Below are 15,426 nucleotides of genomic sequence, written 5' to 3' on the forward strand. Positions count from 1 at the left end.
GGCTGTCATTGCGAGTGTCAGCCCACTAAGTACACACGGAGTATTGCAATGAAAAAGATTTTACTAGCTTCACTAATCGGTCTTGTCTCAGCAAATGCAGCAGCACAAGAAGAGATAAAATTCGCAATGGAAGCAACTTACGCACCGTTCGAATACATGGATGAAAACAACCAAATCCAAGGTTTTGATGTGGATCTGGCGAACGCACTATGTAAAGAAATGGAAGCAAAATGTACCTTCCACAACCAATCTTTTGACAGCCTGATCCCTGCATTAAAATTCAAACGTTACGATGCAGCTATCTCTGCAATGGACATTACCGAAGCGCGTTTGGAGCAAGTGAACTTTTCTGACCCTTACTACGACAACTCAGCAGCGTTTGTTTCTATCAAAGAAAAAGTGGCCGATCAAAAAGCACTAGAAGGTAAGCGTGTTGGTGTTCAAAACGGTTCAACACACCAAAGCTACCTGATTGAGCAAATGCCAGGCGTAACAGCGGTTCCTTACTCAAGCTACCAAGACGCATTCATCGATATGAAGAATGGCCGTATTGATTCTGTATTCGGTGACACAGCAGTCGTAGCAGAATGGTTCAAGAAAGAAGATAACCTAGCGTACGTGGGTGAGCACGTTACTAACCCTAAATACTTCGGTAACGGTTTCGGTATCGCAGTAAACAAAGGTAACGACGAGCTAGTGAACAAGCTGAATACGGCTCTGAAAACAGTGAAAGCGAACGGCCAATACGACGTAATCTACAACAAGTACTTCGGTAAGTAATATGGCACTAACGGGTTATTCTTTATCGCTTGTTCAAGCTAGTTGGATGACTGTCCAGCTAGCCTTCACAAGCCTTTTAGTCGGTTTGATTCTGGCAGTGGTATTCGCCAGTGGTGAAATGTCTCGCCGTGTTTTCGTTAAATGGCCAATGACGGCGTTTGTGACGATTGTACGTGGCTTGCCAGAAATCCTTGTCGTGTTATTTATCTATTTTGGTTCGACGCAGGTTTTGTTTTTAATCACCGGCGACTTTATTGAAGTTAGCCCGTTCTTGTCTGGCGTGGTGGCGTTGTCATTGATCTTCGCTTCTTATGCTTCTCAAACTCTACGTGGCGCATTGAAAGCGGTTGGAAGAGGGCAAAGAGAGGCAGCAAGTGCACTCGGCATCAGTCAAGCACACGCTTTTGTTCGAATTGTTTTGCCACAAGCAGTAAGGCATGCACTGCCAGGTTTAACTAACCAATGGTTGGTTCTGCTAAAAGATACCGCACTTGTATCATTGATTGGTGTAACGGACTTGTTGAAGCAAGCGCAGTTAACATCAGCCGCCACGCACGAAGCCTTTACATGGTATGCAACGGCCGCTGCAATTTACTTAGTGATTACGCTTGTTACGCAACGTGCAGTGAAAGTGATTGATAAGAAGTTCTCAATTCAAGGCATGAGCATGGGACAGGAGGCGACCGCATGAACGAACAACACGTTTGGCAAATGCTGGATGGCTTAGGCACTAGCCTCCAATTGACCGCCGCTTCCTTGGTTGTGGGCTGTCTCTTAGCTCTGATGATGACGCTGACTCTGATCCTACGTACTCCGGGTTTGCATTGGGTAAGCCGTGGCATCATCACCTTGTTCACAGGTACACCTTTGTTGGTGCAGATCTTCTTGGTGTACTACGGTCCGGGTCAGTTTGATGCAGTAAGAGAAAGTGTATTCTGGACATGGTTAAGCCAACCTTGGTTCTGTGCGATGTTAGCGCTAGCGCTGAATACTGCCGCGTACAGCACTCAGTTGTTCAAAGGAGCGTTTAACGCGATTCCTTCTGGCCAATGGCAAGCGTGTCGTGCTCTGGGTATGAACAAAACGGCAACGCTGAAAGTGCTGTTGCCATACGCCATTCGTCGTGCTGTTCCGGCTTACTCGAACGAAGTGATTTTGGTCTTCAAAGGTACGTCCCTAGCAAGCACGATTACGATCATGGATCTGATGGGCTATGCGCAGCGCATTAACGCGCAAACTTACGATACGTTGACGGTATTTGGTATTGCAGGCGCGTTCTACCTAACGGTGAATGGTGTGCTGACTCTCATTTTCCGTCAGGTAGAGAAGAAAGCATTGGCGTTCGAAGCTGCGTAATTCCTAACGTCACATTCAATTTCACGATGCCTCTGCTTACTGACTCTCAAGCAGGGGCATTTTTTATTTGTATCGTATTAAAGCTCAAGCTATTAATTCAACCAATTGCGTTAAGCATTCTTTATCCAGTATTGGATGAGGCTCGACACCTGTGACCAGCACTATATCCACGGAAGGCAGCGATGGCATATCGTCTAAGATCTTAAGATCCTCGCTAACGCTAATACTGCCCATCGCACCGATAGCCATGCCTGAACGTACAATCGCTCGTTGTGCAGAGGCCGTATTGCAACACGCCAGTAATTGATAAGGAATACCACGTTTGGTTAATCCGTCTACCGCTGCCGCATGGTATTTACAGTCGGTTTGGAATAAAGCTAGAGGGAGAGGTTGGGCGTTATCAATGTCAAAGTCAGGGTGAGCAATCCACACGCCTTTGTCGCTTACTAGCCAGTAACCTTCTTCACTGTCTGGTGCTCGTGTCACAATCGCCGCGTCTAGCTTTCCTTCATCGAGTTTTTCTCTCAAGGTGATGCTTGGCTCACTGAAGACTTGAATCGAACACGTGGGTTTAGATTGCTGCAATACGCGGATGACTTTAGGCAGGATATTGTCGTTATAGTCTTCCGGGCAACCTAAGCGAAGAGGGCGCTTATTTTCATAGCGTTTCACCTGTTTCAGCGCTTGATTGTGTAAGCTGACTAGTTGCTCTGCATGAGAGCGTAGTGCCAATCCCGCTTCACTCAATACTAGGTTGCGACCCTCTTTTTTAAACAAGCTGACGCTGAGTTCGTCTTCTAGCTTACGCATTTGTGCACTGAACGCGGATTGGGTGCGATTGATCTGCTTGGCTGCACGAGTGAAACTGCCCGTTTCGACAAAAGCCAGAAAGCTGCGTAACGCATCGATATCCATATCTAAAACTCATCCATCGTTTTTGTTGAAGTGTTTCATCAAAACTATCCGTTAGTCCCCTTAAATACAATCAGATATTGTGAATGGGCACTCAAAACACGAACCGCATGGAGGCGTCATGAAACTGTTTATTGCTAACCAAAACTACTCAAGCTGGTCACTGCGCGCATGGCTGATCTTTTCTCAATTCAAACTGGATGTGAAAGTCACCAAGCTCAAATTATTCACGGAAGATTTTTACAAAACCTTGGAAGGTATTACACCAACCGCGAAAGTACCTACCTTGGTGGATGGTGGTGCAACCGTGTGGGATTCATTAGCGATTTTGGAATACGTTAACGAGCAATACTTGCAAGGTAGAGCATGGCCAAGTAAGTCTGCAGAACGAGCTAAAGCACGCGCCATTGCCTCAGAAATGCATTCGGGTTTCTTTGACTTAAGAAACGAACTCCCAATGAACATTCGCGCGCGCAGAAAAGTCGATCTAACGGATGGTGCACGTAAAGATATTGCACGCATTGACGCCATTTGGGCAGAGCAAGCCAAGCTGCATCCGAATGGTTGGCTATTTGGAGAATGGTCAATCGCCGATGCCATGTATGCACCAGTGGCATTGCGTTTCCAAACTTATGGTATAGAGCTATCGGAAGGTGCCAAAGCCTACCAACAGAAGGTGCTAGCAAGTGAAGCTTTACAGCAATGGCTGGAAGAAGCGAGCCAAGAAACGGATATCGTAGAAGAAGATGAAGCAGGGGTAGAAGTTTAACGGCACTAGAGCCTCACTTGATGGGAGGCTCTATTCAAAAATACCTTATTTACTTTTCATACATTGAAGTACTTCTGTTCGCTCGAAATGATTTTCTTCTGCGTAGGTCCCCATTAAACACCCTGTATAAAAGAGAAAAGCATTTTTCAGAGCGTCTTTACTGTCAAACTTGCCCTTTTGTTTTTTGATTTCTCGTGCCATTACTGACTGGCAGCTCTTGGTATAAGGCTCAAGTGCTTGTTCACATTTACTAGTACTATCGAACCCAAAACAGCGCTGAAAGGCGGTTTCTTTACAAACATAACTAGAACCTTTGCTGAATAAGTTTTGCATGACCAGAGCTTCCTTGATTGAAGAGAGTTCTTTAGGATCATCCATATTGACTAGCTGGAAGGCTTTTTTTGCTATCACGCTATCGCGGTAAAGTATCTCGAGTTTCCAACGGCCGGACACCAGCTCGCTTTTATCGCCGAAATACCACATCGCGAGGTTACGATCATGCTTAAACATGGTGTCAGGCCAAGTGGATTCGGTGAACCCTTTGCCCGTTTTAGGATCGACAATCTTTGGATGAGTCATCCGGACGGTAATTGGAAATTTGTTGGTTTTTGCAAGGCTAGGCTCTACTTCACCCAGTGCATTCTTGGGCAACGTAACCGAGTATCGAAAGCCAATGTACTGGCCGAGTTTTGGCATCACCATTTGTGTTGGAGTCACGGTGTACTCTTTTCCATCTTGCGTTATTACACCACCTTCAATAATGCTGACACGAGGAGATAGTAGGTTTGAGATGTTTTTCTCTTCGCTTGCTTGAGAGGTCGTTGTAAGAGCTGCGGCATAAGGTGAACCCTCGACTGAAAACAGATCAAACTCATGACCTTTAGGCAATGTAATATCATAAAGTGGGTTGTTGAATGCTGTGAACTTCTTCAAGGCCAGTTGTTGAGTCAGGTCCAGTTTGGTCAATTTATTATTGTTTAGCTCTAGTGACGTTAAGTCAGGGTTTTTACCCAATTGGAATTCGGCTAACTGGTTATAGTCTGCTTTAACTTCTTGCAGCTGTGTCTGCTGGCTTAAGTCCAAACTGGTGAGCTTATTATTGCGCACGTTAAGGTGCTTAAGATTCGCGTTTTTCGACAAATCAATCTCTTGCAATTGGTTTGATTGAAGAGATACGTGTGAAAGCTTTGGGTTATGGCTTAAGTCGATCGTAGTTAGGCTGCCACTTCCAAGAAAGAGCGTCTTGAGTTCGGAGTTTTGGCTAACGTTAAGCTCTGTCAGTTTATGAGCACTGAATCCAAGGTCACGCAACCGTGATAGGTGGCGAACGTCTATTTCTGCAATAGGCATTTTGTAGGCGTAGAGACTTTTCAGCTTCGAGTTCTTATTGATGTTGAGCTGTGTCAGGTTGTTTTCTGAAACCGTCAGAGTTTCAAGCTCTGGGTTATGAGAGAGGTCGATATCTGTCAATTGGTTGTTCGCCAAGATCAGGCGTTTGAGCTTTGGATTATGTGTAGTATCGACGCTTTTAATATTGTTATTTAGGAGAATCAAGTCTCCTAGTGCAGGGAAAAATTTAATTTCTTCCACAGAGCTAATGTTATTGTTGGAGCAGTCGAGTTCGGTCAAAATATTTGGTGAAGACGCTTCGTAGCCAGAAAAGCAATCAGCAAAGTTTGGGTCGACGAACTGAATGTCTCCAATAGTTTCTGGAGTGGAACAATAAGCAAAACCGGATAACGCCAAACCACTTGTTGCCATCACCATTTTACCGGATAACCGGATTCGGTTTACCACTGACGCCTTCATACATGAATCCTTTTCGAAGTATTTTCTTTTTAGTTTTAGGTGCTCAATTGCCTTGCCGTTAGTGAATACGGTTTCGACAATGAATAGAGCAACATTGAATAGATCTTTAGCAGTTTACGCAATTTCTCAAAATAAAACTGTAGGTAAACTACCGGAACTATTAGCTTTTTCATCTAAAGTTTTCGAATGGTGATCAAGGTGACGTCGGTGGTTATGGCGTGGAAGGGGCGAATTGATATCGGGATAAACATGTGAAGCACAGCTACCATTATACTTCGCAGGTCTAATACTATACTTCACAGGTTTATGGCAGTACTGAGTAGCGAACATTAAAGTCGTGGAAGTTGCTATATGGCATCTACCACGCTCTATATCCGCTGCTTAACAATCGTTTGATTACCCCAATAGTTCCACAATTGCTTTCCCTACACCGTGTGCGCTAGTTGGGTTTTGACCAGTGATCACACGTTCGTCGACAATCACAAACTCTTGCCACGGTTGTACTTTTGAGTAGCGTGCCGCGCCACGTGCTAGGGATTCTTCCAAAAGGAAAGGGATGTCATTGATGGTACCAAAGTCGATTTCTTCTTCACGGGTAAAACCTGTCACCGATTTAGATGCAAGCAGTTTCTCTCCATTGCTAAGCGTGATAGGCAGTAGGGCGCCTGGACCATGACAAACGGCTGCAACGATGCCGCCATCTTCATAATGCTTTGCAGAGATTTGTGCGAAATCTTCATTGGTCGCTAAGTCAGAAAGTAGACCAAAACCTCCTGGGTAGAAGATTGCATCGTAGTTGTCAGCGTTGATTTGTGAAACTGGAATCGTGTTGTTGACACGGTTTTGGAAATCATCATCAGCCAAGATTTTTGTGTTTACCGCATCATCTTCAATGTCTGTTCCATACAGTGGGGCTTGGCCTCCTTTGATAGAAGCAATGTCGTAATCGAAGCCCGCACCAAGTAATTCTGCAAGTGCATGGGTGAGCTCTGGTGCGTAGGTGCCGTTTGCTTGATCGGTTTCGCCGAGTGTCGCGTGATTCGTTACAACAATGAGTACTTTCTTCATGATGGGGTCCTTTTGGGTTGCTGTATTTTGTTGAGCACCTTCATACTAATTGCTAATCAGATGGGTGATAATAGAGGTAATTAGCAAAACATTATTGCCATATGGCAAAGGTGACTATGGACAGTTTTGAAGGTATCAACGAATTTGTTACGGTTGCGGAGAGCTTAGGGTTTTCTTCTGCTGCGAAACAATTGGGTTGCAGTACCAGCCATGTAAGTCGACAAGTAACAAAGTTAGAGGAACGTTTAGGGGTTGCCTTGCTAGCACGTTCGACACGAATGGTAAGCTTAACGGAAGCAGGGCAAGCGTATTACCAACAATGTAAAGAGTTGGTGATTGGGCTTCAGCAAGCCAATGAGCAACTCACTACACAGCAAACTCAATTGAGTGGTACGTTACGAGTGAGTGCTGCTGGTGCGTTTTCTGAAAATCACGTTGCACCAGCGTTGATGGCGTTTGCGAAACAACATCCGAACCTCACGGTAGAAGTCAACTTCAATACAAGTATGGTCAATTTTATTGAAGATGGTTTTGATTTTGCCATTCGTTACGGACGCCTAAGTGATTCTGGTTTAGTCGCGAGAAAGCTAGTCGATCGCCCCATGGCAGCGGCGGTGAGTCAGAATTATATCGACGAGCATGGTTTTCCTACTCATCCAATACAACTCAAGCACCACAGTTGCATCATCACGAACAAGGACGTTTGGTTATTTGAAAAAGATGGTAAGGCGCTAGATGGCGTGAAAGTCCAAGGACGATGGAAAAGCAACAACGCTAAAACGGTTTTGCAAGCCTGTGAAGACGGATTAGGCGTGGCGTATCTACCAAAGAGTAGCTTTAACGACGCCATTTCTTCCGGGCGATTGGTGCCAATCTTAGAGTCTTATTGGGGAAGTGGTAATAGCAGTTGGATCGTTTATCAGAATCGCCACTTTTTGCCACTACGAGCGCGATTGGCTATCGATTTTTTACTTGATCATTTTGCCGATTGGCAGGAGTAAGAAGGTTCTGCCAATCGGTTTATTTATCCATTTGTTAGATCGTAAACATACTAACGTTTCTACATGTTTTGATAGCTTGGTCCGCCGCCACCTTCTGGTGCTTTCCATATGATATTTTGCGATGGATCTTTGATGTCACAGGTTTTGCAATGCACACAATTTGCGGCATTAATTTGGAATGTTTGCTCGCCTTCGACTTCTACCACTTCATATACGCCAGCAGGGCAGTAGCGCTGGCTTGGCTCATCAAACTTCTTCAAATGGATTTGAATCGGAATATGAGGATAGGTGAGTTGCAAGTGGCAAGGCTGATTCTCTTCGTGTTGTGTACCAGACAAAAATACCGATGAAGGTTTATCGAAGCTGATTATGCCGTCTGGTTTCGCGTATTGAATAGGTTGGCACTCATCATTTGGTTTCAGCTGTTCGTGATCGTGCGAAGGATCAGTGATCGTCCACGGTATTGGTTTCTTGACCAGAGGCTGCCACAAATTGTGTTCGAAGGTGGAAAGTGCGCCGCCAAGCACACTGCCGAACTTGTGGATGTTTGCACCAAAGTTACGTGTGTCACTAAGTTCTTCATACAACCATGAATCTTCAAACTTGGTTTGGTAATCCGGTTCCGAATTGGATTGTATGAATGCTTCGGCAATGGCTTCTGCAGCTAACAAACCGGATTTCATCGCAGTATGGCTGCCTTTGATCTTAGCGACGTTCAAGGTACCTGCATCACAGCCGATCAACAGACCGCCGGGAAATTGCTGTTTCGGCAGAGAAGACAATCCACCTTTTGCAATGGCTCTTGCGCCATAAGCGATACGTTGAGCGCCTTTCAAATGTTGTTCGATTGCAGGGTGGTGCTTAAAGCGTTGAAATTCGTCAAACGGACTTAAGTAAGGATTGCTGTAATTTAAGTCGACTATAAGCCCGACGGCGATTTGGTTGCTCTCCATGTGATAGAGAAAACCGCCGCCTGTGGTATTGGATTCACTCAGAGGATACCCTGCAGAATGAATCACGCTGCCTGATTGATCTCTAGCATCGGCAGGTAACTCCCAAATCTCTTTAAGTCCAAGCGCATAATGTTGCGGTTGTTTATCATCGTCTAAACCAAATCGTTGGATGAGCTCTTTACCTAAATGACCTCGGCACCCCTCGGCGAATACGGTGTATTTGGCTTTTAGCTCAATACCGGCTTCAAAGTTGGGTTTGGCTTCTCCTTGCTTGTCCAAGCCCATGTCGCTGGTGTTTACTCCTGTAACAGCGCCAAATGCATCGTAGTTAATCGTGGATGCAGCGAAACCGGGATAGACCTCAACGCCAAGCGATTCAGCTTGTTCTGCTAACCAACGACACAAGTTCGCTAAGCTGATGACGTAGTTGTTTTCGTCATTGTGCATTGGGTTTGGAGTAAGAAAGTGGGGAACACGAACGTGATTAAGTTCTGTGGTTAGGTACAAGAAGGCATCGTTTTTTACCGCGGCGGAAAGCGGTGCGCCCATGTTTTGCCAATCAGGAAAGAGTTCACCTAATGCGCGCGTTTCGAAAACCGCGCCAGATAAGATATGTGCACCAACTTCTGAGCCTTTCTCTACCACACAAATAGATAGCGGTTCACCTTCACGTTCTTGGTTGAGTTGCGCTAGTCGGCATGCAGCACTCAAACCTGAAGGTCCAGCGCCGACAATCACCACATCAAATTCCATGCATTCTCTTTCCATCTTCTTACTTCCTTTATGCGAAACCTTTCTTTGTGTTTCAGGTGCTTCTTCTATTAAGCAGTGCTCGTATAAAGAACTATAGTCCAGTTGACGTAAACGTAAACTAAACTAAGCTCAAATGGTAACGTCATAGGGCGTGATAAAGATTTTAGGTGACAATGTCACAATGCGTTTTTTGTTAGCAAGGTGATGAAAAGACTGAGCTTTAACACAAATCTTTGTTACGCATGACCCAATTGCTAGGACGCGTATCGCTTTGCGATCTGCTAGGAGGGAATGTGAAAGTACTGGTTGCGATTAAACGTGTAATTGACCCTTACGTTAAAGTAAGAGTGAAATCTGATGGTTCCGGCGTGGAAACTAACAACGTGAAAATGACGATGAACCCATTCTGTGAAATCGCGGTGGAAGAGGCAGTTCGCCTTAAAGAAGCTAGGGTAGCAGAGGAGGTGTTGGTGGTGTCGATTGGTGACACCAGTTGTCAGGAACAATTGCGCTCGGCGCTCGCATTAGGTGCGGATCGTGCGATTCATATTGATGTTGAACAGTCACCAGAACCGCTTGCGGTCGCGAAGTTACTCAAAGCCGTGATGGAGCAAGAACAGGCTCAATTGGTGCTTCTGGGTAAACAGTCAATCGATACGGATAACAACCAAGTCGCGCAAATGATGGCGGCACTGACGAATCGTCCGCAGGGGACATTTGCATCGGAAGTGAAAGTAGAAGGGAAAACGGTTCTGGTTACGCGAGAAATCGATGGTGGCTTAGAAACTCTGAAACTGGATCTGCCTGCGATCATCAGTACGGATTTGCGATTAAATGAACCGCGTTATGCCTCGCTACCGAATATCATGAAAGCAAAGAAGAAGCCGTTATCGGTAATGACGCCAGACTTCTTTGGTGTGAGTGTCGAACGCTCTCAGCAAGTGCTGGAAGTCATGACACCGCCTGCCCGTAAAGCCGGTGAGATGGTTGGCAGTGTGAGCGAGTTAGTCGACAAGCTCAAAAATGAAGCGAAAGTGATTTAGGAGGCATAACCATGGAAAACAAACCGTTAGCAACCTTGGTCGTTGTAGAACACGATAACCAATCACTTTCAGTCGATACATTACGTGCGTTGAGCGCGGCTTCTCAAATTCAACAAGACGGTGCCTCTTTGCCTGTCACCGCCTTGTTAGTCGGACATCAGTTCAGCTCGGTTTTAAATGAGTTGAAGTGTGCGGAGGGCATCTCACAGATCATTGCGATTGATGCAGCTGAATATCAGCATGCATTGGCAGAAAACTTGTCGACCTTGATTGCCGAAGTTGGTCGGGATTATTCGCATATCCTTGCTCCTGCGAGTACCTTCGGTAAGAACTTGATGCCCCGAGTCGCTGCCTTACTGGATGTTGGGCAGTTGTCAGATGTGATTGCAATTGAATCGCTCGATACGGTTGTTCGCCCCATCTATGCCGGTAATGCGTTAGCTAGAGTTCGTTCGGACGATGCTACCAAAGTGATGACGATTCGGAGCTCAGCGTTTGACGCAATTGCGGTGTCTGATTCACCAGTAGTCGAGAATGTCGTGACGTTAGAAACGGTCATTAAGGCAGAGCACAGTGAGTTTGTTTCACAGCAAAAAGCAGAAAGCGAAAGACCAGAACTACCCGCAGCAAACGTTGTTGTCTCTGGTGGTCGAGGGTTAGGCAGCAAAGAGAATTTCGCGCTGGTGGAACAACTTGCCGATAAGCTTGGTGGCGCAATTGGCGCATCACGCGCTGCGGTAGACGCAGGTTTTGTCTCTAACGATTTGCAAGTTGGACAAACGGGTAAAATTGTCGCGCCTCAACTGTACATTGCCGTGGGTATTTCCGGGGCGATTCAGCATTTGGCTGGGATGAAGGATTCCAAGGTGATTGTGGCGATCAACAGTGATCCTGAAGCGCCAATCTTCCAAGTCGCAGATTATGGTTTGGTTGGTGATTTGTTTGAGATTATGCCGGAATTATTGGAGAAGGTTTAAGTTCGGTATTTGTCGGGCGTCATTCCCTAGAGCGAAGAATGAGCGGGCAGGGAATCCCTTCTTGCTCACTGCTTTAAGTCGTCATTCTGAACAGCGAGAAACGAGCGTGATTCAGAATCTATTGTCAAAGTGCGCGGTTAGTTTATTGCTATAAAGGTGCTTCAGCTTTCGTTGTCATTAGATTCCTAGTCGCGCCTAGGCTTGCAGGAATGACGCGCTAGAGTTTCCTTATGAAAATCAGATTCTTGAGGCGATTCTTGTTGAGTGCAAACTAAACAGCATAATTCCTTAGAATGGAGAATGGAGAATGAACGGGCAGGAAATCTCTTTCTTGCTTACTACTTTAAGTCGTCATTCTGAACTGCGAGAAACGAGCGTGATTCAGAAGCTTTTTAAATTCACTCTCAAAACAAAGGGCTTCCAATCGGAAGCCCTTTTGTTATTCATGGCAAAAGCTGCTTAAACACTCGGTTTTCTCAAGTGTTCTGCCAGTACTTTTGTGAATCTTGCTGCTTCACCGCCGGTACATGCTCGGTGGTCAAACGTAATCGACAGTGGCATTGCTTTCACTGCTACAGCTTGTCCTTCTCGAATCACGACTTTCTCAATGATTCGACCTGCACCGACAATAGCGACTTGTGGTGGCGTGACCACAGGCGTTGCGTAAATGCCTGCAATTGCACCAAAGTTTGAAAGCGTAATGGTGGCGTGCTGCAACTGCTCACGACCAATCTTACGCTCACGTATGCCTTGCACGGTTTGATCTAACCAACGGCGTACCTCTTGAGGCTCGTATTCATCAGCGTGTCTTAGAACTGGCACGTACAAACCGTGTCGGCTGTCTACGGCAATACCAATATTCACCGTGCTGTGGACACAACGCGTCATGGTTTCGGCATCGAACCACGCATTCATGGCCGGCTCTTCCTGACACGCATGCACAATGGCTTGGACCAGACGAATACTGATGTCTTCACCTTGTTTCCAGCCCTCCAACACCGCTTCTTCGGTAATGGTGACCGCTGCGACATTATGGTGGGATTCCGCCATGGTTGATACCATGGTTCGGCGTGCGCCTTTGAGTACTTCTGTACCTGGACGCTGTTTGCCTGCTTCATCGTAGATGTCGGCATCGACGATCAAACCATCCGGGCCGCTGCCTTTAACTAACTCCAAATCAACACCCAGTTTCTTCGCTAATAAGCGAGCAGAAGGTAGGGCAGTGATGAGGTTATCTGGCGATGGATTGTGTTCGCCACCAATCCAGAAATCGTCCACATTCACGCTGTGCGCATGTTGGGATACATTACCGACCACGGTTGCTGCATCGGCAGTTTGTTTCTGCTCTGAGACGGTTTGCTCTGCGCCCGTTTCATCGATTTCCAGAAGTAGAGCACCGATGTTGATTACGTCGCCTTCTTCACCATGGCGACTCACGATGCGACCGCCATAAGGAGCAGGGACGTCCACGGTTGCTTTTGCGGTTTCAACAGTAAGCACCACTTGATCGAGCTTGACCATATCGCCAACACTAATATGCCATTTCACAATTTCTGACTCAGCGAGACCTTCGCCGAGATCGGGTAAGTTAAACGTCTTCATTTCCAATCCTCCACGAGTTCGCGCGCGGCGAGCACAATGTCTTCTTCCTGAATCATGTAATAATCTTCGTTGCGGTAGTACGGCATGATGGTATCCATACCTGTGACGCGTTTTGGTGGCGCTTTGAGTAGGCACATCGCATGTTCTGCGGTTCTGGCTAACAGCTCTGAGCCGACACCACAGGTTTTGCTGGCTTCATGTACCACCAAGAGGCGTCCGGTTTTCTCAAGTGAACGGAAGATTGTCGCGGTATCAATGGGTTTGATGCTGGCTAAATCAATCACCTCAACTTCGATACCTTGATTGGACAGCGTTTGAGCCGCTTGCAGTGATTCGACCACGCATGCCCCCCAAGTCACTAACGTAATGTCGCGACCTTTGCGAAGGGTAAAGCAAGTGTCGAGAGGTAGCGCTTCGCCGTTATCCACCACTTCAGATTTCACTGTGCGATAGATACGTTTTGGCTCAAAGAACATCACCGGATCGTTGCTACGAATGGCTGCTAGGAGCAAACCATAAGCGCGTTGCGGTGATGAAGGAATCACAACCTTAAAACCTGCGGTGTGAGCAAACAATGCTTCGACGCTTTCGGAGTGATGCTCTGGTGCGTGAATACCGCCACCAAAGGGCGCGCGGAATACCGCAGGGCAGGTAAGTCGACCACGAGTACGGTTACGCATTCGCGCTGCATGACACATCAAATGCTCCAATGCAGGGAAGACAAAGCCTTGGAATTGAAACTCGGCTACAGGTCGTAAGCCTTGCGTTGCCATACCGACAGTGACACCGCCAATAAGCGCTTCAGCTAGAGGTGTGTCGATAACGCGCTTGAGACCGTATTTTTGTTTGAGTCCAACAGTGGCGCGGAATACACCGCCGTTATCACCCACATCTTCGCCAAGGACGATGACATTCGGATCGTGTTCCATTTCATGGTGCAGTGCGAGGTTCACTGCTTCCACTAACGTGAGTTCAGCCATGTTTCCCTCCCTGCATTCGCATTGCTTTGTTGATTAGATCATCCCTTTGCGCATGAAGCTCTTGGGGTAGGGATTCATAAAGGAAATCGAAGCCCGTTTCAGGCGCTTGATTCGGCATGTTGAGATAACGTTCAACGGCGAGTTCTACTTGTTCTTTACAGTGGGCTTGCCACTCTTGCTCTTTCTCGTTACTCCAAACGCCTTGATTGGTGAGAAAAGCTTTAAGTCGACGAACGGGTTCATATTGCCAAGCCGTTTGAACCTCGTCCTCGTTACGATAGCGAGTCGCGTCGTCGGCGGTGGTGTGGTCGCTCAAGCGGTAACTTACCGCTTCAATCAACGTTGCGCCTTTGCCTTTTCTCGCTCGTTCGAGGGCAGTCATTGTTGCATCAAACACTGCAACGACATCGTTGCCATCCACCGTAATTCCGGGGATACCAGCGCCTTTGGCTTTCTCTGAGAGAAATTCCGCGGCACATTGCAAACTACGCGGCACGGAAATCGCCCATTGGTTGTTGTTCACCACAAAGACTAATGGGATGTTCCATGCGCCCGCACAGTTAATGGATTCAAGGAAATCGCCTTTGGAAGTGCCGCCATCGCCGCACATCACCAAAGCCGCATCGTGATTGCCTTGGATTTTCAGTGCTGCCGCAACACCAACGGCATGGGTACACTGGGTTGCGATTGGGACACAGAAGGGGAGATCTTTACTAGGAAAAGGACTGCCTTCAGGCGCGAAGTCGCTGCCGCGTTCATCGCCTCCCCAATATTGCAGGTTCTTTTCCATTCCTATGCCACGGCACCACATGGCGGGCATATCACGATAATAAGGCACGAAAACATCGGTGGTGTTAAGCGCTCTGCCCACAGCAATACCAACAGCTTCCGAGCCAAGGTGTGATGGGTAGGTGCCCAATTTCCCAGTGCGTTGCAGGGCAACGGCTTTGTTATCGTAGGTCCGGGTTAATACCATGTCTTGGTAAAATCCGACCAAAGTTTCAAGATCAGCCCAGTTGGGTAGTTGGCTGACGAGGTTCCCATCATGGTCGATAAACCGATGCATGGGTAATGCCTGAACGTTCATCTCAAGCTCCTTTTGACGCTGCGGGTCTTTTGGACTGCAGCTGCTCATTATTTCGATCTCAGCCTGTATGGGTACTCAGGCTTTGATATCAGCGCAAAAGGTCATACCTAGGATTGCAGTTGTTTTTGATAGTTATTGACGCATCTGTCGTTCGTCTCTCTAACAAAACTGTGTTCTGGAAAAACACAAGGCGTCGCTTGATACTGCTGTTTACACCGCCTAATCCAGTGATGAATCTTGATATAACCAGATACTGTAAGTGTAAACAAAATGTTAAATTATGCTTTAATTTACGCAATGCTCCACAGTAAAATTTCGCTTACAGTGTATTTTTAT

14 protein-coding genes are annotated in these 15,426 nt (G+C 46.7%); 7 read left to right on the top strand and 7 right to left on the bottom strand.

The genetic code is table 11. From position 1 onward, the window contains the following. The first annotated feature begins 48 nt into the window (after window positions 1-48). The 3 genes from BCT11_RS05670 to artM are packed head-to-tail and all read left to right on the top strand — an operon-like array spanning window position 49 to window position 2,136. Entirely contained in the window at window positions 49-780 is a 732-nt protein-coding gene (locus BCT11_RS05670) for an arginine ABC transporter substrate-binding protein (protein ID WP_039974207.1), read from the top strand. Between the two features lies 1 nt (window position 781). Continuing rightward, on the top strand, window positions 782-1,471 hold the full coding sequence (gene artQ, locus BCT11_RS05675; protein ID WP_038866518.1) for an arginine ABC transporter permease ArtQ: 690 nt from the start codon (window positions 782-784) through the stop codon (window positions 1,469-1,471). Further along, window positions 1,468-2,136: an arginine ABC transporter permease ArtM gene (gene artM / locus BCT11_RS05680; RefSeq protein WP_005388569.1), complete on the top strand. Its 669-nt coding sequence runs from the start codon at window positions 1,468-1,470 to the stop codon at window positions 2,134-2,136. The genes artQ and artM overlap by 4 nt, the downstream gene beginning before the upstream one ends. An 84-nt stretch (window positions 2,137-2,220) precedes the next feature. Here the strand turns inward: artM and BCT11_RS05685 are convergent, their stop codons facing one another. Next, on the bottom strand, window positions 2,221-3,051 hold the full coding sequence (locus tag BCT11_RS05685; protein WP_102387534.1) for a LysR family transcriptional regulator: 831 nt from the start codon (window positions 3,049-3,051) through the stop codon (window positions 2,221-2,223). A 118-nt stretch (window positions 3,052-3,169) separates the two neighbouring features. Here BCT11_RS05685 and BCT11_RS05690 point away from each other — a divergent pair, with 118 nt between their 5' ends. Then, a complete protein-coding gene (locus BCT11_RS05690) occupies window positions 3,170-3,817 on the top strand; it encodes a glutathione S-transferase family protein (protein WP_102387535.1) in 648 nt (215 codons plus the stop codon). A gap of 45 nt (window positions 3,818-3,862) precedes the next feature. On the opposite strand, the gene BCT11_RS05695 is transcribed toward BCT11_RS05690, so the two are convergent. Continuing rightward, window positions 3,863-5,626: a DUF3859 domain-containing protein gene (locus BCT11_RS05695; RefSeq protein ID WP_102387537.1), complete on the bottom strand. Its 1,764-nt coding sequence runs from the start codon at window positions 5,624-5,626 to the stop codon at window positions 3,863-3,865. Between the two features lie 396 nt (window positions 5,627-6,022). After that, the gene (locus BCT11_RS05700) at window positions 6,023-6,694 is read right to left on the bottom strand and encodes a type 1 glutamine amidotransferase domain-containing protein (RefSeq protein WP_102387539.1); all 672 of its coding nucleotides are present in this window, start codon (window positions 6,692-6,694) and stop codon (window positions 6,023-6,025) included. 116 nt (window positions 6,695-6,810) lie between these two features. Here BCT11_RS05700 and BCT11_RS05705 point away from each other — a divergent pair, with 116 nt between their 5' ends. Beyond that, on the top strand, window positions 6,811-7,695 hold the full coding sequence (locus BCT11_RS05705; protein ID WP_102387540.1) for a LysR family transcriptional regulator: 885 nt from the start codon (window positions 6,811-6,813) through the stop codon (window positions 7,693-7,695). Between the two features lie 59 nt (window positions 7,696-7,754). Here BCT11_RS05705 and BCT11_RS05710 read toward each other — a convergent pair whose 3' ends face one another. Then, window positions 7,755-9,416, bottom strand: a complete 1,662-nt coding sequence (locus tag BCT11_RS05710) for an electron transfer flavoprotein-ubiquinone oxidoreductase (RefSeq protein ID WP_102387541.1) — start codon at window positions 9,414-9,416, stop codon at window positions 7,755-7,757. A 278-nt stretch (window positions 9,417-9,694) separates the two neighbouring features. On the opposite strand from BCT11_RS05710, the gene BCT11_RS05715 reads away from it, so the two are divergent. Both BCT11_RS05715 and BCT11_RS05720 read left to right on the top strand, forming a co-directional pair. Further along, window positions 9,695-10,444, top strand: a complete 750-nt coding sequence (locus BCT11_RS05715) for an electron transfer flavoprotein subunit beta/FixA family protein (RefSeq protein ID WP_102387542.1) — start codon at window positions 9,695-9,697, stop codon at window positions 10,442-10,444. Between the two features lie 11 nt (window positions 10,445-10,455). Continuing rightward, on the top strand, window positions 10,456-11,421 hold the full coding sequence (locus BCT11_RS05720; protein ID WP_102387543.1) for an FAD-binding protein: 966 nt from the start codon (window positions 10,456-10,458) through the stop codon (window positions 11,419-11,421). Between the two features lie 459 nt (window positions 11,422-11,880). Here the strand turns inward: BCT11_RS05720 and BCT11_RS05725 are convergent, their stop codons facing one another. Genes BCT11_RS05725 through pdhA form a run of 3 tightly spaced genes read right to left on the bottom strand, consistent with a single transcriptional unit; the run spans window position 11,881 to window position 15,090 of the window. Next, window positions 11,881-13,023, bottom strand: a complete 1,143-nt coding sequence (locus BCT11_RS05725; RefSeq protein WP_198593920.1) for a dihydrolipoamide acetyltransferase family protein — start codon at window positions 13,021-13,023, stop codon at window positions 11,881-11,883. After that, on the bottom strand, window positions 13,020-14,003 hold the full coding sequence (locus BCT11_RS05730) for an alpha-ketoacid dehydrogenase subunit beta (RefSeq protein WP_009696326.1): 984 nt from the start codon (window positions 14,001-14,003) through the stop codon (window positions 13,020-13,022). The genes BCT11_RS05725 and BCT11_RS05730 overlap by 4 nt, the downstream gene beginning before the upstream one ends. Further along, a complete protein-coding gene (gene pdhA / locus BCT11_RS05735) occupies window positions 13,996-15,090 on the bottom strand; it encodes a pyruvate dehydrogenase (acetyl-transferring) E1 component subunit alpha (protein ID WP_102387545.1) in 1,095 nt (364 codons plus the stop codon). The genes BCT11_RS05730 and pdhA overlap by 8 nt, the downstream gene beginning before the upstream one ends. Window positions 15,091-15,426: the final 336 nt, after the last annotated feature.

It is taken from the genome of Vibrio sp. 10N.222.52.B12 (assembly GCF_002875385.1).
Lineage (GTDB): Bacteria > Pseudomonadota > Gammaproteobacteria > Enterobacterales > Vibrionaceae > Vibrio > Vibrio jasicida.